The sequence below is a fragment of the Caulobacter sp. Root1455 genome (assembly GCF_001426905.1).
Lineage (GTDB): Bacteria > Pseudomonadota > Alphaproteobacteria > Caulobacterales > Caulobacteraceae > Caulobacter.
In genome coordinates, this window is record NZ_LMFQ01000024.1 from 1 (window position 1) to 16,734 (window position 16,734).

The following is a 16,734-nucleotide window of genomic DNA, read 5'->3' on the forward strand; positions in this document are numbered from 1 at the left end:
CCCCCGCCGACGAGCGCGCCCGCTCGACCGCACCCCAAGGCCGCGAAGGTCGCAGGCCTTAGCGCCCTCCCCATCGCCTCGAGATGGTCTGATTATGCGGCAGCGCGAGAGAGGGAGGACAAGTCGATTTTCGACGTTGTTTTCGTTGGGGAAACACACCGGGAGCGATGGGGATAAGTTTTTGAACCCCTCCGGGGGACATTTCCGCCTGGTGCATTGGCCTCTCGAAACCAACCGTCACATGCGACCAGCGACCCCAGGCGCCGGCCATCGATAGTGAACGAAGCCTGGCCGGGCGGAGCGGCCGAGGTCAGGCGCAACCTCGGGGTCAGACAGCCGTTATGAACTCACGCGACCCATCCCGAGCCGTCGTCCTTTCACGTCTGTTTCGGCCTCGCGACCTCCCGGCCCCTGGCTTTCGCTCCGCGAGCCTCCGGTACCTCCGAAGGCTGACCATGCCTGCTCGAAACCCGACTTCCGAAGATGTGGCCCTGAGCCTGACCTTGGCGGTCGTGACCTCTTCGCCCGCGCCGCTGTTGCTGCTGGACGGCCAACTCACCGTCATCGCGGCGAGCACGTCGTTCTGCGAGGTCTTCGGCGCCGATGCGGCGGAGCTGACGGGCCAACCGCTCTACGCTCTGGACGCGGGCGAATGGGACAGTCCGGCGCTGAGGTCCCTGATGACCGCGACCCTGGCCGGTGAAGGGACCCCGGGCGCCCGCGACATCGATCTCGACCGGCCCCGGCGTCCGGTTCGCCACCTCATCGTTCAGGCCAGGCGGCTGACCTATCTGGATCTCGAGCAGACGCGCATCCTCGTCGCGGTGTCGGACGTGACCGACATGCGCGCCGACGCCGTGTCGAAGGAAGACGCGCTGCATGAAAACAGCGTGCTGTTGCAAGAGGTCCGGCGCCGGGTCGCCAACAGCCTGCAGATCATCGCCAGCGTCCTGCTGCAGAATGCGCGAAAGACTAGGTCGGACGAGACGCGCGGCCATCTCAAGGACGCCCACCATCGGGTGATGTCCGTCGCCGCCCTCGAACGGCTGCTGTCCACCTCCGAAGACGGCGACATCGAGGTGCAGGCCTATTTCAGGAACCTTTGCGAAAACATCGCGACTTCGATGATCGGCGACGTCGACCAGATTTCATTGACCGTCGAGGGCGGTGAAGGGGTGGTCGACGCCAGGGTCTCGGTGAGCCTGGGTCTCATCGTCACGGAACTGGTCATCAACGCGCTGAAACACGCCTTTCCCGATGGGCGGTCCGGCAAGATCACGGTCGACTACAATTTCCATGGACCCAACTGGGTCCTCTGCGTGCGCGACGACGGCGTCGGCATGTCGCTGGCGACGCCAAGGCGAACGGGTTTGGGCACGAACATCGTCAAGGCGCTGGCCGGACAGTTGAACGCCTCGGTCGAAGTAACGCCGGAGCATCCTGGGACCCAGGTTTCCATCAAGCATACCCAGATCGCCCTGGTGCAGGACGAGCCCGAAACGGCCGGCGAGCCGCTCGCGGCGGCCCGTCCCAAGCCCAACGCGATCCGCGGCTGACCACGAGAGGAACGACCATGACCGCGCGGCAAAACGGCAAGACAGACAAGACCCTGATGATCGTCGAGGACGAGGCGCTGGTGGCGATGATCCTGCGCGACGAGTTGCACGACGCGGGATACAAGGTCCTCGACCTGACGGACCGCCACGCCGAGGCGCTGGAAGTCGCCAAGGCTGAAAAGCCGGATCTGGCGCTGGTCAATATCAGGCTCGCGGGGCGCGACGACGGCATCGAACTCGCCGAACATCTGAAGGCGCTGGGCATTCCGGTCCTGCTGATCAGCGGGCAGGTCAGCCGGGCCAGGTCGGCCAAGACCGTGGCGATCGGTTCGCTGCCCAAGCCCTATGACGCCGCCGACATGGTGCTCGCCGTGGCCTATCTCCTGGCGCGGCTGGGGGGCGACGCCTCGTTGCCGAGGCCCGAGCGGCTCGAAGTGTTCGACGACGCCGGCTTCGGCCTCGCCCCGGCGGCCTAGGAACGCGGCGCGGGCTCTTGGTTCAAGGGCGAAGCCGCCTCCCCTTCCCGCTCCAGCCGTGCCCGCCACTTGGCCTTCAGCGTGTGGGACGTGTCGCGCGAGCCGTCGTGGCTCCAGCCGGGCGGGCCGAAGATGTAGCCCAGGGCGTGGCGGGGATGACCGGCCACGTCCTTGGCCATGCCGACGAACTCGTGGAAGACGTTGGTGAACAGGTTGAAGCTGGCCAGGTTCTTGACCGTCCCGTAGCGGCAGGGCTCCTCGTCGACCTCGGGGATGAAGGTGCCGAACAGCCGGTCCCAGATGATCAGGATGCCGGCGTAGTTGGCGTCCAGATAGCGGGCGTTGCGGGCGTGGTGCACCCGGTGGTGCGACGGGGTGTTGAACACCGCCTCGAACCACTTGGGCATGCGCTTGATCGCCTCGGTGTGGATCCAGAACTGGTAGATCAGGCTGATCCCCTTCTGGATGGCCACCATGGCCGGCGGGAAGCCCAGGAACGACAGCGGCAGCCACAGCAGCCAGGTGCCGACCACTCCGCCCGTCCAGGTCTGCCGCAGCGCGGTCGACAGGTTGTAGTGGGTGGAGGTGTGGTGATTGACGTGACTGGCCCACCAGAACCGCCGCTCGTGGGCGATGCGGTGGAACCAGTAGTAGGTCAGGTCCTCGGCGAAGAACAGGATCACCCAGGCCCAGATCGCGGTCATCGGGATCGTGAAGATCCGGTGCTGCCACACCCAGACCGTGGCGGCGAAGATCGCCCCGCCCAGGATGGCCCCGGCGATGCTGCTGCCCAGGCCCAGGGTCAGGGACATGGCGGTGTCCTTGGCCTCGTAGCGAGCGTCGGCCTTGCCCATCCGGGCCAGGACGATCTCGAGGATGACGGCCAGCACGAAAAAGGGAATCGCTAGCTGGACGGGGTCGAAGGTCTTCACGCGGCGGCCTCCCCGGAGACGAAGTTGGGGGAAACCAACTGCGGCGGCGGCCAGACGCCGTCCTTCAGGGCCAGGCGCGGCGCGCCGTCGGCGGTCTTCACGACGACGAAGCCGTTGTGGGTCTTGGCCGCCAGGGCCGCGCTCCAGGCCAGGTCGCGGGCCACGTAGCCGTCGCCCTTGCGCCAGGCGACCAGGGCCCGCTCGCCCGAGCGGGCGATCAGGCCCGCGCCGTCGGCGGCGATCCACAGGGTGTCGACGGGGTCGTCGGGAAACTCCTCGGCCAGCAGGGCGCGGGCGCTCCGCGCGCCGAGCGGCGGGGTCGGACGTGGAATCCGCGCCCAGGCCGCTATGGCCACCAGCAGGCTCACGGCCACGGCCGAGCCCAGCAGTTGAATCAACAGCGCCTTGTCCAAAGCGACGCTTCCTCCCGAAATCTTGACGCCAGCGTCACGCTCCGGGCTCCCAGCGTCAAGGGCGACGTGCGGTCGCGGCGCGGCGGGCGCCGGAATCGGCTTTACCCCTCCCAAGCCTGACCATAGGTTCCAGGTAGAGTTGTCAAAGCGCGTTCCGCGCTTTTCGGGGGAAACTAACCATGATGTTCGAGGCGCTTCGCAAGTACGCCCAGTTCGAAGGCCGCGCGCGACGGTCGGAATACTGGCTGTTCGTCTTGCTTCAGGTCCTGCTGATGTTTGGCTTCATGGTCCTTTTCGCCCTGGTCGGCGGGCTGGCGAGCGTGAGCGGCGCGAGCGCCGAAAGCGCCGCGAACAACCCTGCAATGAACGCCGCGGTCGGCCTGATCTGCCTGCTTTTCATCGTCGTCGGGCTGGGCCTGTTCATTCCCAGCCTCGCGGTGAGCGTCCGGCGTCTTCACGACAGCGACAAGTCGGGATGGTGGCTGCTGCTGAGCTTCATTCCGTTCGGCGGCTTCGTGGTCTTTATCTTCACCCTGCTCGACGGTACGCCCGGCCCGAATCGCTACGGGGCCGATCCCAAGGGGCGCGAGGGCTATGGAAACGGGCCCGCGGTGGTGCACCACCACCACTACGCGCCGGGCGTGGAACCCGCTCCGCCCGCCGTCTAGAATCCACGGCGATCGACAGAAAAAAGAATGGCGCGCCGTGATCGGCGCGCCATTTGCGTCTCGACCTTCGTCCGCGGCGCGAGGTCAGCCTTAGGTGTTTACGCCGCGCGATTTCCTGCCCAAGGTCTAGCGCCCTCCAGGAAGCGGGCGACTTTTCAGGGAGTTTCGGATGTCGTTGATGTTCCAGCCGCTGAAGAAGTACGCGGAGTTCAACGGTCGCGCCCGTCGCTCGGAGTTCTGGCTGTTCGGCCTGTTCATCTTCCTCGTGGAGATCGTCTATTTCGTCCTTATGGGCGTGACCGGCAATCTCGAACCGACCGGCTACACCCAGATGAACGGCGTGGGCGTCGCGCTGGCCGGCCTGTTCTCGCTGTTCTGCCTGGGCATGCTGATTCCCGGCCTCGCCGTGACCTTCCGGCGCCTGCACGACACCAACCGCTCGGCCTGGTGGCTGCTGATCGGCCTGCTTCCCGTGATCGGCAGCCTGGTGCTGCTGGTCTTCTACCTGCTGCCCGGCACGACCGGCCCCAATCGGTTCGGGGCCGATCCGAAGGGCGCGGGCGAGGCCGCCGCCAGCGTCTTCAGCTAGCGCCGCCGAAAACCAAGACGCGCGCCCCCTCCACGAGGCGCGCGTCTCTCGTTCTGGTTCTCGAGCCTAGAACTTCCGGGCGTAGCCCACCGACACCACGTTGGCGTCGGCCGCGTCGTTGTCGCGGTATTGCTGACGCGTGTAGTCCAGGCGCACGCCGTTCTTGTCGTCGACCTTGTACTGGGCGCCGACGCCGTAGTTGACGCTGTCGGCGTCGAACTTGTTCTCGACCCCGGCCAGGGTCTGCTTGAACTGGCTGTTGCCGTAGCCGACCCGGCCGATCAGGTCGATGTTCGGGGTCACCGGCAGGAAGCCCACGCCATACACCGCGGCCTGGTGGGTCTGCTCGATGTTGGACCGGACGCCGGCCTGGTCGATATTGTCGTCCTTGACGCCGCCGGACAGCTCGCCCTCGACGCCGAAGTGCGGGGTCAGCCTGGCGCCCAGGCGGCCCTGCACCGCGCCGGTGTCGGCGCCCTCGGCGCGGGAGCCGGCATAGCCGAGGGTGCCGTAGACCCCCGTGTCCTGGGCGTGCGACAGGGCGGGAACGGCGGCGACCGAAAGGGCGGCCAGAGCGGCCGCCGACATGAGAGTTTTCATTGTTGTACTCCTTGGTACTGGCGAGGCTGGGGGAGCGCCTCGGCCTGACCTGTAGCCTTGCCATGGGGCCGCCTTTGGACCCTGGCGGGCCCGTTTGAGGCCATTGCGTGTCGCGCTCGACACGTCCGTGGCGATTGTGGCGGCGCGGATTTGTTCCCCCTCCTCCGGCCGAAACCGGCGGGGTGTGGCTTCCCTGCCGCGCGGGGAAAGGTGACGCCCGCGTCAGGCGTGCTATTGATCGCGCAACACCGAAAGACACGCCCCCCACCTTTGGGAGGGCGCGCCAGCGTCACTGGGACCGCCGCCTTGCCTAAAGCCGTCATCGTCGCCACGGGGCTCTACACCCCGCCGTTCAGCGTTTCGAACACCGAGCTGGTCGAAGCCTTCAACGCCTATGTCGAGCGCTTCAACGCCGCCAACGCCGAGGCGATCGCCGCCGGCGAGGTCGTCGCGCTGGCCCCCTCCTCGCCCGAATTCATCGAGAAGGCCTCGGGCATCAAGGCCCGCTACATGATGAACAAGTCGGGGATCATCGACCCCGAGGTCATGCGCCCGATCCTGCCCGAGCGGCCCAACGAAGAGATCTCGATCCTGGCCGAGATGGCCGTCGAGGCCGCCAAACAGGCGATCGCCCGCTGGGGCAAGCCCGTCAGCGAGATCGGCGCGGTGATCTGCGCGGCCTCGAACATGCAGCGCGCCTATCCGGCCATGGCCATCGAGGTGCAGCAGGCCCTGGGCATCGAGGGCTTCGCCTTCGACATGAACGTCGCCTGCTCGTCGGCCACCTTCGGCATCAAGACGGCGGCCGACTTCATCGCCACCGGCAGCGCCAAGGCCGTGCTGATGGTCAATCCCGAGATCTGCTCGGGCCACCTGAACTTCACCGACCGCGACAGCCACTTCATCTTCGGCGACGTGGCCACGGCCGTGATCCTGGAGGAGGAAAGCCAAGCGAGCGGCGGCTGGGAGATCCTGGGCACGCGGCTGAAGACGCAGTTCTCCAACAACATCCGCAACAATTTCGGCTTCCTGAACCGCACGGCCCCCAAGGGGATCGGCGCCAAGGACAAGCTGTTCGTGCAGGAAGGCCGCAAGGTGTTCCGCGAGGTGGTGCCGATGGTCAGCGAGATGATCGTCGAGCACGCCGGCGACATCGGCGTTGACCCGACCGGCCTCAAGCGCCTGTGGCTTCACCAGGCCAACATCAACATGAACGAGATGATCGGCCGCAAGGTGCTGGGCCGCGATCCCGAGCCTGGCGAGAACGTGATCATCCTGGACACCTACGCCAACACCAGCTCGGCCGGCTCGATCATCGCCTTCCACACCGCCAACGACGACTTCGCGCCGGGCGAGACGGGCCTGATCTGCAGTTTCGGAGCGGGCTATTCGGCGGGCACGGTGTTCGTTCGCAAGCGGTGATGCACTGCGTCCTTCGAGGTTCGCCTACGGCTCACACCTCAGGATGAGGAACTCAGAACAGAAAAGCTCCTCATCCTGAGGCGCCCGCGTAGCGGGCCTCGAAGGACGCACCGCGTTTAGTGCGCCCCCTTCGGATGCGCCGCCTTCCAGTCCATCGCCCGGCGGATGCGGTTGCCCACGGCCGGGTGGTCGTAGAACAGCACCTCCTCGATCCGGCCGGGCGTCGCGGCGCGGTATTCGATGGTCTTGACCAGGGCCTTGGACAGGCCGTCCGGCTCGTTGAAGTGCTCCAGGCTGTAGCGGTCGGCGTCGCTTTCGGCGATGCGGATCAGGCTGTTGGTCAGGGGCGTTCCCAGCAGCGACAGCACCGCCAGGATCACGCTGAGCACCGGCAGGCCGGCCGGATCGGCCAGGCCCTTGACCGTGTCGGCGCCCATCAGGGCGGCGACCGGCGCGAACAGGCGGTCGACCAGGAAGAAGGCGATGACCGCCAGGACGCTCATCACGCCGGCGATCCACAGCGAATGATAGTGGGCGTAGTGACCCATCTCGTGGCCGACGACGCCGCGCACCTCGGCCAGGTCGGCGCCCTGCTTGAACATGGTGTCGCTCATCGCCACCCGCGCCGAGCCGAACAGGCCCGAGACGTTGGCGGTGTAGGCGTTGGACTGCTTGGAGCCGTTGTAGACGAAGATCTTGTCGGCCGGGATGCCGTTGGCCTTGGCCATGGCGACCACCTGGTCGCGCACTGGTCCGGCCGGCGCGGGCGTGTAGTGGTTGAAGATCGGCTCGATATAGATCGGCGACAGCACCATCATGATGGTGATGAACACCGCCGTCAGCCCGCCGCTCCACAGCCACCAGGTGCGCGGCGTCTTGCGGATCAGGGCGTACAGCGCCGCCAGGAACAGGCCGAACGCCACCGCGCTGATCACGGTGCCGATCGCCGCCTCGCCCAACCAGCCGACGAAAGCCTGGCTGGTCAGGCCGTACTGCTTCTGCCGCCACCAGCCGGAATAGGCCGCCCAGGGCAGGCTCAGGAGGCTGTCGACCAGCAGATAGACGACGCCGACCACCAGGCTGACCACCACCGGCCGGGGTTTGCGCCGCTCCAGCCGGCGACGCAGCCCGACCAGCACGCCGCTGCGCACGATCAGGAACGAGACCAGGACCGAGACCAGGAAACCCCACAGCAGCAGCCAGTGGCCGCCCTGGGTGTAGGCCGTGGCCTTGGCGTGGGCCTCGGGCGGCAGTTGCGCCAGATAGGCTGCGGTGGCGGCGGCCGGATCGAACAGAACCACTAGAATCCCCCTGGCGAACTTCACGGCCTCGCAGGAAGCCAGAGCGGGAGCCCGCCGTCAGGTTAAATCGCGGTCAGGTTGGTCTTGGCGGGCCCTCGGCGACGCTTGCCTCTGGCGGCGGCGCGCGGGGCGTATAGAAATGCGCCGATGATTTTGTCTTCCGAGGCTCGCATGCGATTCCCCGCTCGTCGTGAACTCCTGATCGCCCTTGGCTTCGGCGCGGCGGCGGCCGTCCTGGCCGCCTGCGGCGGCAAGGCCGGCGACGGCGCCGAGAGCGGCCTCAAGCGGGTGGAGGCGACCAAGACCCTGCGCATCGGGCTGGAGGGCACCTACCCGCCGTTCAACTTCCAGGACAAGGACGGCCAGCTGGCCGGCTTCGAGGTCGACTTCGCCAAGGCGCTGGCCGCCCAGATGGGGGTCAAGGCCGAGTTCCACCCCTCCCCCTTCGCCGGCCTGCTGGGCGCGCTGGAATCCAGGCGCATCGACGTGGTCATCAACCAGATCACCATCACGCCGGAACGGGCGGCCAAGTACGATTTCTCGCGGCCCTACACCATTTCGGGCATCCAGATCATCGTCAGGAAGGGACAGACCGGCATCGCGGCTCCGGCCGACCTGGCGGGCAAGAGGGTCGGGGTGGGCCTGGGCACCAACTACGAGACATGGCTGCGCAAGAACGCCCCCACCGCCGTCGTGCGCACCTATGACGACGACCCGACCAAGTACCAGGACCTGAAGGCCGGTCGCATCGACGCCGTGCTCAACGACCGGCTGGTGGCCGCAGATTTCGTCAAGACCACGCCCGACTTCGTCGCCTCGGGCCCGCCGTTCGCCAGCCAGGGCATGGGCGTGGCCATGCTGCGCGACCCGGCCATGAAGGTGACGATCGACCAGGCCATCGAGGCCCTGCGCGCCAACGGCCAGCTGGCGGCGATCTCGATCAAGTGGTTCGGGCAGGACGTGACGAAGTGACCATGAGATTTCCGAGTGGAGGCAGGGCATGAGCCCCGCCCTCGACCTCGTCGCCCAATCCGCCCCGCTGCTGTTGAAAGGCGCCGGCTACACCGTGCTGCTCAGCCTGATCGGCATGGGCGTGGGACTGGTGATCGGCTTCGGCCTGGCCCTGATGCGGCTGTCGCGCACGCGGCTTCTGCGTTGGCCGGCGGCGGTCTATGTCTCGGCGATCCGCGGCACGCCGCTGCTGGTGCAGTTGTTCCTGATCTATTACGGCCTGCCGCAGCTGGGCATCCAGCTGCCGCCGTTGCTGGCGGCCGGGATCGGCTTTTCGATCAATATCGGGGCCTATGCCGGCGAGATCCTGCGCAGCGCCATCGCCGCCGTCGACAAGGGCCAGTGGGAGGCCGCCAGCGTGTTGGGCATGAGCCGCGGCCAGGCCCTGCGTCGGGTGATCCTGCCCCAGGCCGCCCGCACCGCCGTCGCGCCCCTGTCCAACAGCTTCATCAGCCTGGTCAAGGACACCTCCCTGGCCGCGACGATCCAGGTGCCCGAGCTGTTCCGCCAGGCCCAGCTGATCACCGCCCGCACCTACGAGATCTTCGCGATGTATCTGGCGGCCGCCGCACTCTACTGGATCCTCTCCAGCGTCCTGGCCCTGGGCCAGACCCGGCTGGAACGCCAGGCGGAGGGCCGCCGATGAGCGCGATCGACGCCAAGGGCCTGATCAAGCGCTTCGGCGACACCGCCGTGGTGAACGGCGTGGACCTGACCGTCGCGCCCGGCGAGGTGGTCGCGGTCATCGGCCCCAGCGGCTCGGGCAAGAGCACCCTGCTGCGCTGTCTGGCGGGGCTGGAGCTGATCGACGGCGGGACCCTGACCGTGGCCGGCGTCACGGCCGGCGCCAAGCCGCCCCTGGCCCGCGCCCTGAAGGGCCGGGTCGGCTTCGTGTTCCAGAGCTTCAACCTCTTCCCGCACCGCACCGCCCTGCAGAACGTCGCCGAGGGCCTGATCGTGGTGCGCGGCGAAAAGCCGCCCCTGGCTTACGACAAGGCTCGGGCCATGCTGACCAAGGTGGGCCTGGCCCATCGGGTCGACGCCTATCCGCGCGAACTGTCCGGCGGCCAGCAGCAGCGCTGCGCCATCGCCCGCGCCCTGGCCATGGATCCGGAGGTCATTCTGTTCGACGAACCGACCTCGGCGCTGGACCCGGAACTGGTCGGCGAGGTGCTGACGGTGATCCGCGACCTGGCCGCCGAGAAGCGCACGATGGTCATCGTGACCCACCAAATGGAGTTCGCGCGCGATGTGGCCGATCGGACGCTGTTCATGGATGACGGCGTTATAATTGAACAAGGCCCTTCCGCCGCCGTGCTGGGATCGCCTAAGGAAGATCGCACGCGGCGATTCCTCAGCAAGGTGAGCGGCCTTAGGTCATAATTTGGCCTCCGGCGCCCCTCACCTCCTCGCCGCCGACGCCGTGTGCATTGAGGCGAGGTCCCAGTGAAACCCTATATCGATCTGCAAGGCGCATCGGGCGCCGTCTACCGTTACAAGCTGGCCGAGGATCGCGATCCTCGGACGACGATCGCTGGCAATTTCGTGTTCGTCGACGCGCACGGAACCATCATCTACGCGGGCGAGGCCAACAATCTGCACGGAGCCGGCGCCCGCTTCTCCGAGGCCGCTCTGAAGCACAAGGCCGAACACCTCTACACCCGCCTGAACGTCTCGGGCGCCTCGCGCTCGGACGAGCTGCAGGACATCGTGGCGGCCGTGCGGCCGGTCATGAACAAGGGCGACTAGGCCCTTTCGGTTTCCCGGCCGACAGAAGCGTCGCCCCGGGATCCGCTCGACCTCTTACGGTCGAGCTTCCTCCCGAAAATCCAGCACGAAAAGAGAACGGTCCCGGCGTCCACAACTGACGCAGGCTTCGCTATGGTGGCGTCAGCATGCGCCCCGAGATTCTCTTTCCGCTGTTCACGCCGGTCTCCACGCTGAAGGGCGTGGGGCCGCGCGTCGCGCCGTTGGTCGAGCGCCTGGCGGGGCCGATCGTCCGCGACGTGCTGTTCACCCCGCCGACCAGCCTGATCCGCCGCACGGCCACCACCTCGGACCGCGCGGTCGACGGCCAGGTCCAGACCTTCCTGGTGACCATCGACGCCCACCTGCCGCCGCAGCGCGCGGGCCAGCCCTGGCGGATCCGCGCCTGGGACGAGCACGGCTTCGTCACCCTGACCTGGTTCAAGGGCTACGGCCCGCACCTGGAGCGCCAGCACCCGGTCGGCGCCAAGCGGGCGGTCAGCGGCAAGGTCGAGCGCTACGGCAGCGAGATCCAGGTCGCCCATCCCGACTACCTGCTCGACGCCGACAAGGCCGGCGAGATCCCGCCGGTCGAGCCGGTCTATCCCGCCACGGCCGGCTTGCCCTCGCGCACCTTCCGCAAGTTCGCCCAGGAGGCCCTCGAGCGCGCCGCTGGCCTGCCGGAGTGGCAGGACCCGGCCTGGCTGGCCAAGAGCGGCTTTCCGGCCTGGCGCGAGGCCCTGGCGCTGCTGCACAATCCGCAGGCCGAGATCGACCTGTCGCCGATGTCTCTGGCCCGCCGGCGCCTGGGCTATGACGAACTGCTGGCCCACCAGCTGGCCCTGGCTCAGCGCAAGGCCGGCAAGCGCGCCCACCCGGCCCCCCGCATCGTCGCCGGCCCGCTGTCGGACGCGGTCGAGAAGGCCCTGCCCTTCAAGCTGACCGGCGCCCAGATCCGCGCCCTGTCCGAAGTGCGCGGCGACATGGCCAGCGGCGAGCGGATGGGCCGGCTGCTGCAGGGCGACGTCGGCTCGGGCAAGACCGTGGTGGCCATGCTGGCCATGGCCGACGCGGCCTCCAGCGGCCTGCAGTCGGCCCTGATGGCCCCGACCGAGATCCTGGCCCGCCAGCACTACGAGACCCTGGCCCCGCCGCTGGAGGCGCAGGGGTTGGCGGTGATCCTGCTGACCGGCCGCGACAAAGGCTCGGCCCGGGCGTCGAAACTGGCCAAGCTGGCCGACGGCTCGGCCGCCGTGGCCGTGGGCACCCACGCCCTGTTCCAGGACGAGGTCGCGTTCCAGGCCCTGGGCCTGACGATCATCGACGAGCAGCACCGCTTCGGGGTCAACGAGCGCAAGCGCCTGCAGGAAAAGGGAGACGGCGCGCATCTGGTCGCCATGTCGGCCACGCCGATCCCGCGCACCCTGGAGCTGACGGTGTTCGGCGACCTGGACGTCTCGCGGATCGACGAGAAGCCGCCAGGCCGCACGCCGGTCGCCACCCGCGCCGCGCCGACTCCGCGCATCCCCGAGATCATCGCCCGGCTGAAGGCCGCCGCCCAGGCCGGGGCCCAGGCCTTCTGGATCTGCCCGCTGGTCTCGGAGTCCGAGAAGATCGACCTGCGCGACGCCGAGCAGCGCGCCGCCAGCTTGCGCCAGGCCATCGGCCCCAGCGTCGGCCTGGTCCACGGCCAGATGCCGGCCGCGGAGAAGGACGCGGTCATGCAGGCGTTCGTCGACGGCGAGGTCTCGGTCCTGGTCGCCACCACCGTGGTCGAGGTCGGGGTCAACGTGCCCAACGCCAGCATCATGGTCATCGAGCACGCCGACCGCTTCGGCCTGGCGCAACTTCACCAGCTTCGCGGGAGAGTGGGTCGCGGCGCCCGCGAGAGCTCGTGCGTGCTGCTCTACGACCCGCCGCTGTCGGAGACCGCCCAGCAGCGGCTGGACATCCTGCGCCGCAGCGACGACGGCTTCGAGATCGCCGAGAAGGACCTGGAGTTGCGCGGCGGCGGCGACCCGCTGGGCCTCAAGCAGAGCGGCTTCCCGGCCTACAGGCTGGCCGATCCGGTCGCCCACCGCGACCTGATCGCCGTGGCCGCCGACGACGCCCGGCTGATCCTGGCCCGCGACCCGGACCTGACCTCGCCGCGCGGCCAGGCGGTGCGGACGCTGCAAGAGCTGTTCGACTGGAAAGCGGCATCCCCCTTGAATGACGCTGGGTGAGGCGAAGGAGGCTGGCGACCATGGATGTCTCCACCGCTCTTTCCGCCCTGGCCCCTCGCCTGTCGCCCGGCGCGACGACCACGATCGGCGCCCGGCGGCTGTCGGGCGGGGCCAGTCAGGAGACCTGGGCGTTCGACCTCGATGACGGGACGCCGCTGATCCTGCGTCGCCGCCCGCCCGGCGGATCGATGAGCGCCGCCGCCCTGCCGCTTTCCACCGAAGCCGCCCTGCTCGCCGCGGTCTCCCCCCAAGGCGCGCCCGTGCCCGAGGTCGTCCATGTCTGCGAACCCGCCGACGGCCTAGGCGAGGCCTATGTCATGCGGCGGCTGGCGGGCGAGACCCTGGGCAAGCGCATCGTCCGCGACGAGGCCTTCGCCGGCGTCCGTCCCGGTTTGGCGCGGCGCTGCGGCCAGGTGCTGGCGGCGATCCACGCCACGCCGCTGGACGGCCTGCCGCCGCTGGAGACCTCCGACGCCGCCAGCGAGCTGGCTCGCTACGAGGCGGTCTACCGCCAGTCGGGCGCGAAGCGGCCGGTGTTCGAGGCCGCCTTCCGCTGGCTGGCCGGTCGCGCCCCGCCGCTGGAGCGGCCGGTGCTGGTGCACGGCGACTTTCGCAACGGCAACCTGATGATCTCGCCAGAGGCGGGTCTGATCGGCGTGCTGGACTGGGAGCTGGCCCATCTGGGCGACCCGGCCGAGGACCTGGGCTGGATCTGCGTCAATTCCTGGCGCTTCGGGCAATGGCGCAAGCCCGTCGGCGGGTTCGGCGACTACCAGGACCTGCTGGACGGCCACGCGGCGGCCGGCGGCGCGCCGATGTCGCTGGACCGGCTGCTGTTCTGGCAGGCCTTGGGCTCGCTGAAATGGGGCGTCATGTGCCTGATGATGTACGCCAGCTTCGCCAGCGGCGCGGACCGCTCGATCGAGCGGGCGATGATCGGTCGGCGGGCCAGCGAGACCGAGATCGACCTCGTCCTGCTGATGGAGCGGTCCGCATGATCACCCATCCCACCGCCGCCGAACTGGCCGAGGCCTTGGACGCCGTCGAGGCCGGGCCTGAAGCGACTTTGGCCGGCGACGCCCGCGCCGCCTTCATCGCCCGCGTCGCCGACAACGCCCGCGCGACGCTGGAGCGTGAGGCGGCCCTGGGACCGTCGGCGGAGGCGGCGGCCGTGACGCGGCTGAGCGCCCTGCTGGGCCTAGAGGGCGATTTCAAGACGCTGAACGCCGAGCTTTGCGCGCGGCTAGGCGATGGGCGGTTGGCGCCGTTGGATCCGGTGGTGTTGGCGCATCTGCGGGCCTGCGTGATCGACCAGATCGCCATCGACCAGCCGGGATATTCTGGCTTGGCGGCGTTGGAAGCGGCTCGCTAGATCGCGTTCACCGTCATCCCGCCTTCTGCGGAGGCGTTCCCGGAATGGGGGTCTGATCGGTCCGCTTTTTCAACGCCGCCACCCGCGCCAGGGCGTCCGCCTCGATGTCGGCCCAGAACAGGTTGAAGCCGTCGACCTTGCGGCGGTCGGTCCACGAGCCGCTGTCGCGCAGCGACGGGGACCTGGGGCGGCCGGTGTGCAGCAGGCCGTCCTCGCACTGGGCCCAGACCTGGCGCTTGAGCAGGGCCGGCCGCGAGTCCCACTCCAACCCCGTGGCGTTTACAGCCCCCAGGTTCGCCCTGGCCGGGGCGCGGGTCTCGTCGCGGGCCCCCAGCAGCGGGTTGACGCAGAGCGGCGTGCGACCATCCAGGGTCACCAGTTCGTCGCCGCCGTTCCAGACCAGCGACCGGTTGTTCAGCTCCTGGACGCGCTGGAAGTCGCCGTCCGTCAGCGAGGCCCAGGCGACCACGCAGCCGGCTTCGTCGCGGCGGGCGCAGGCCGGCACGACCGCGCCTGGGCCGAACGCGTCGGCCGGAACCACGGTCTCGATCAGATAGACCCCCGCCAGACGGCTCCTCAGCGCCGCGTTCGGCGCGATCTCCTCTTTCAGCAGGCGATCGGCGAGGATGCCGCCCTGCTCCACCCCGACCAGCACGATCGGCCGCCCGCCGTTGTCGTGCGTCAGATAGTGGCGAAACGCGTCGCGGACGTCGTCATAGGCGAAGCGTCGGGCGTCCCGGGCGTCGTCGCGCAGCGTCAGGAAGGTGTAGAGGCTGGCCTGGCGATAGTGCGGCGCGAAGATGCGCCCGACCCGCGCGAACGGCGCGGCGTAGTTGGGCAGCATCACCCGGGCCAGGTCGCGCGCCGCCTTGGGCTGGTCGTAGGGCGCGTTCCAATCGCGTCCGCCGTCATAGCTGGTGGGATGGACGAAGAAGACGTCGGCCGATCCCCGGCCGGCCACGCCGTGCTGCGGCAGCAGCGCCCAGGCCCCGGGGTTGGCGTAGTTCGGCGCCGGCGGCGGATCGTAGGTCTGGAACGGGATCTTGGGGTCCAGCGTGGTGCGCAGGATGTCGTAGCGCCAGTAGAAGGCCGCCGCCAGGACCAGCGCCAGGAACAGCACCGCCCCCGCGAAGATCCAGCGCTTGAAACCCTTGAAACGGTCGGCCATGGGCCTTGGTTACACGAAGCTGGCGCGCGGCGCGAGACGCAGCGGAAAGCCTTATGCCCCTTCCTGCCCGATGATCGCCACCGAGCAGACATTGCTGGCCGGCGCGCCGCCCAGATTGTGGGTCATGCCGAACACCGGGTCCTTCAACTGGCGCTCACCCGCGCGGCCCTGGAGCTGCAGATACATCTCGTAGAGCATGCGCAGACCCGAGGCGCCGATCGGGTGGCCGAAGCATTTCAGCCCGCCGTCGATCTGGCACGGCAGGCCGCCGTCGGCGTCGTAGAAGCCGTCCAGCACGTCGCGCCAGCCCTGCCCCTCGGGCGAGATGAACAGATCCTCCATGGTCACCAGCTCGGTGATCGAGAAGCAGTCGTGCACCTCCATCATCGAGATCTGCTCGCGCGGCCGCTCGATGCCGGCCTCGCGATAGGCCTTGCCGGCGGCGATGCGGGCGGTGTGGAAGTAGCTGCCGTCCCAGCCGTTGTACTGGCTCTCATAGCCGTTGGAGACCGACAGCTGCAGGGCCTTGACCAGGGTCAGGTTCCGCTTGCCCATCGCCCGGGCGATCTCCGGCGTGGTGACGATGGCGGCGGCCGCGCCGTCCGACACGCCGCAGCAGTCGAACAGGCCCAGCGGCTCGGCGATCATCGGGGCGTTCAGCACCTGCTCCTCGGTGACGGCCTTGCGCAGGTGGGCCTTGGGGTTCTTGGCGCCGTTGGCGTGGCTCTTGACCGAGACATGGGCGATGGCCCGCTTGAGGTCCTCGCGCGAGACGCCGTGCTTGGCGCGGTAGGCGGACGCCAGCTGGGCGAAGTTGCCGGGGGCCGAGCCGTTGGGGATGATCTGCGGCGCCAGCGTGCCGGGATTGCCCACCGGCAGGCCGCCGTAGCCGGTGTCCTTCAGCTTCTCGACGCCCACGGCGATGGCGATGTCGGCGGCCCCCGCCGCCACGGCGTAGACCGCGCCCCGGAAGGCTTCCGAGCCCGAGGCGCAGAAGTTCTCCACCCGGGTGACGGCGATGTTGGGCAGGCGCAGGGCGATCGACAGCGGCGTGCCGCCCTTGCCCGTACCCAGCTCGTCCACGTGCGTGGAGAACCAGGCCGCGTCCAGCTGGCTGGGCTCGATGCCGGCGTCGGCCATGGCCTCGATATAGGCCTCGACCATCAGGTCGTCGGGGCCGGCGTCCCAACGCTCGCCGAACTTGCTGCAGCCCATCCCCAGGATGGCGACCTTGTCGCGGATGCCCTTGGCCATG

The 16,734-nt window shown here is 68.7% G+C and carries 18 protein-coding genes; 12 read left to right on the forward strand and 6 right to left on the reverse strand.

Annotated elements, in window-relative coordinates; genetic code table 11:
* Window positions 1-512: 512 nt before the first annotated feature.
* Together ASD21_RS17505 and ASD21_RS17510 are read left to right on the forward strand one after the other, a co-directional pair.
* Complete coding sequence (locus ASD21_RS17505) at window positions 513-1,556, forward strand: sensor histidine kinase (protein WP_235524934.1); 1,044 nt, start codon at window positions 513-515, stop codon at window positions 1,554-1,556.
* Between the two features lie 17 nt (window positions 1,557-1,573).
* On the forward strand, window positions 1,574-2,032 hold the full coding sequence (locus tag ASD21_RS17510) for a response regulator (RefSeq protein ID WP_056444212.1): 459 nt from the start codon (window positions 1,574-1,576) through the stop codon (window positions 2,030-2,032).
* Here ASD21_RS17510 and ASD21_RS17515 read toward each other — a convergent pair.
* Complete coding sequence (locus ASD21_RS17515; protein ID WP_056444215.1) at window positions 2,029-2,964, reverse strand: sterol desaturase family protein; 936 nt, start codon at window positions 2,962-2,964, stop codon at window positions 2,029-2,031. The two genes, ASD21_RS17510 and ASD21_RS17515, sit on opposite strands and share 4 nt — an antisense overlap.
* Entirely contained in the window at window positions 2,961-3,377 is a 417-nt protein-coding gene (locus tag ASD21_RS17520; protein ID WP_056444217.1) for a hypothetical protein, read from the reverse strand. Before ASD21_RS17520 ends, ASD21_RS17515 begins: the two co-directional genes overlap by 4 nt.
* 179 nt (window positions 3,378-3,556) lie before the next feature.
* On the opposite strand from ASD21_RS17520, the gene ASD21_RS17525 reads away from it, so the two are divergent.
* Window positions 3,557-4,045, forward strand: a complete 489-nt coding sequence (locus ASD21_RS17525) for a DUF805 domain-containing protein (protein WP_056444221.1) — start codon at window positions 3,557-3,559, stop codon at window positions 4,043-4,045.
* Window positions 4,046-4,214: 169 nt separating this feature from the next.
* Window positions 4,215-4,634 carry a DUF805 domain-containing protein gene (locus ASD21_RS17530; RefSeq protein ID WP_056444224.1) on the forward strand — a complete coding sequence of 140 codons (420 nt, stop codon included), beginning with the start codon at window positions 4,215-4,217 and terminating at the stop codon, window positions 4,632-4,634.
* 66 nt (window positions 4,635-4,700) lie between these two features.
* Here ASD21_RS17530 and ASD21_RS17535 read toward each other — a convergent pair whose 3' ends face one another.
* Window positions 4,701-5,234, reverse strand: coding sequence for a porin family protein (locus ASD21_RS17535; protein WP_056444228.1), 534 nt, complete (start codon window positions 5,232-5,234; stop codon window positions 4,701-4,703).
* A gap of 306 nt (window positions 5,235-5,540) precedes the next feature.
* Here ASD21_RS17535 and ASD21_RS17540 point away from each other — a divergent pair, with 306 nt between their 5' ends.
* Entirely contained in the window at window positions 5,541-6,656 is a 1,116-nt protein-coding gene (locus ASD21_RS17540; protein ID WP_056444231.1) for a beta-ketoacyl-ACP synthase III, read from the forward strand.
* Window positions 6,657-6,772: 116 nt separating this feature from the next.
* Here ASD21_RS17540 and ASD21_RS17545 read toward each other — a convergent pair whose 3' ends face one another.
* Window positions 6,773-7,957 (reverse strand): M48 family metalloprotease, encoded by a 1,185-nt coding sequence (locus ASD21_RS17545; protein ID WP_056444234.1) that lies wholly within the window; start codon window positions 7,955-7,957, stop codon window positions 6,773-6,775.
* A 171-nt stretch (window positions 7,958-8,128) separates the two neighbouring features.
* Here ASD21_RS17545 and tcyJ point away from each other — a divergent pair, with 171 nt between their 5' ends.
* The 7 genes from tcyJ (at window position 8,129) to ASD21_RS17580 (ending at window position 14,311) form a co-directional block, all read left to right on the forward strand.
* A complete protein-coding gene (gene tcyJ, locus ASD21_RS17550; RefSeq protein ID WP_056444238.1) occupies window positions 8,129-8,929 on the forward strand; it encodes a cystine ABC transporter substrate-binding protein in 801 nt (266 codons plus the stop codon).
* Window positions 8,930-8,957: 28 nt separating this feature from the next.
* Complete coding sequence (tcyL, locus tag ASD21_RS17555; protein WP_056444241.1) at window positions 8,958-9,614, forward strand: cystine ABC transporter permease; 657 nt, start codon at window positions 8,958-8,960, stop codon at window positions 9,612-9,614.
* Window positions 9,611-10,351, forward strand: coding sequence for an amino acid ABC transporter ATP-binding protein (locus ASD21_RS17560; RefSeq protein WP_056444244.1), 741 nt, complete (start codon window positions 9,611-9,613; stop codon window positions 10,349-10,351). The genes tcyL and ASD21_RS17560 overlap by 4 nt, the downstream gene beginning before the upstream one ends.
* 63 nt (window positions 10,352-10,414) lie before the next feature.
* Window positions 10,415-10,717, forward strand: a complete 303-nt coding sequence (locus tag ASD21_RS17565; RefSeq protein ID WP_056444247.1) for a hypothetical protein — start codon at window positions 10,415-10,417, stop codon at window positions 10,715-10,717.
* A gap of 146 nt (window positions 10,718-10,863) precedes the next feature.
* Complete coding sequence (gene recG, locus ASD21_RS17570) at window positions 10,864-12,939, forward strand: ATP-dependent DNA helicase RecG (protein ID WP_056444250.1); 2,076 nt, start codon at window positions 10,864-10,866, stop codon at window positions 12,937-12,939.
* 20 nt (window positions 12,940-12,959) lie between these two features.
* Window positions 12,960-13,937: a phosphotransferase family protein gene (locus ASD21_RS17575; RefSeq protein WP_056444252.1), complete on the forward strand. Its 978-nt coding sequence runs from the start codon at window positions 12,960-12,962 to the stop codon at window positions 13,935-13,937.
* Window positions 13,934-14,311, forward strand: a complete 378-nt coding sequence (locus tag ASD21_RS17580; protein WP_056444254.1) for a DUF6285 domain-containing protein — start codon at window positions 13,934-13,936, stop codon at window positions 14,309-14,311. The genes ASD21_RS17575 and ASD21_RS17580 overlap by 4 nt, the downstream gene beginning before the upstream one ends.
* 13 nt (window positions 14,312-14,324) lie before the next feature.
* Here ASD21_RS17580 and ASD21_RS17585 read toward each other — a convergent pair whose 3' ends face one another.
* Window positions 14,325-15,479: a DUF3089 domain-containing protein gene (locus tag ASD21_RS17585; RefSeq protein ID WP_056444256.1), complete on the reverse strand. Its 1,155-nt coding sequence runs from the start codon at window positions 15,477-15,479 to the stop codon at window positions 14,325-14,327.
* Window positions 15,480-15,530: 51 nt separating this feature from the next.
* Window positions 15,531-16,733, reverse strand: coding sequence for an acetyl-CoA acetyltransferase (locus ASD21_RS17590; protein WP_056444258.1), 1,203 nt, complete (start codon window positions 16,731-16,733; stop codon window positions 15,531-15,533).
* Window position 16,734 lies beyond the last annotated feature (1 nt).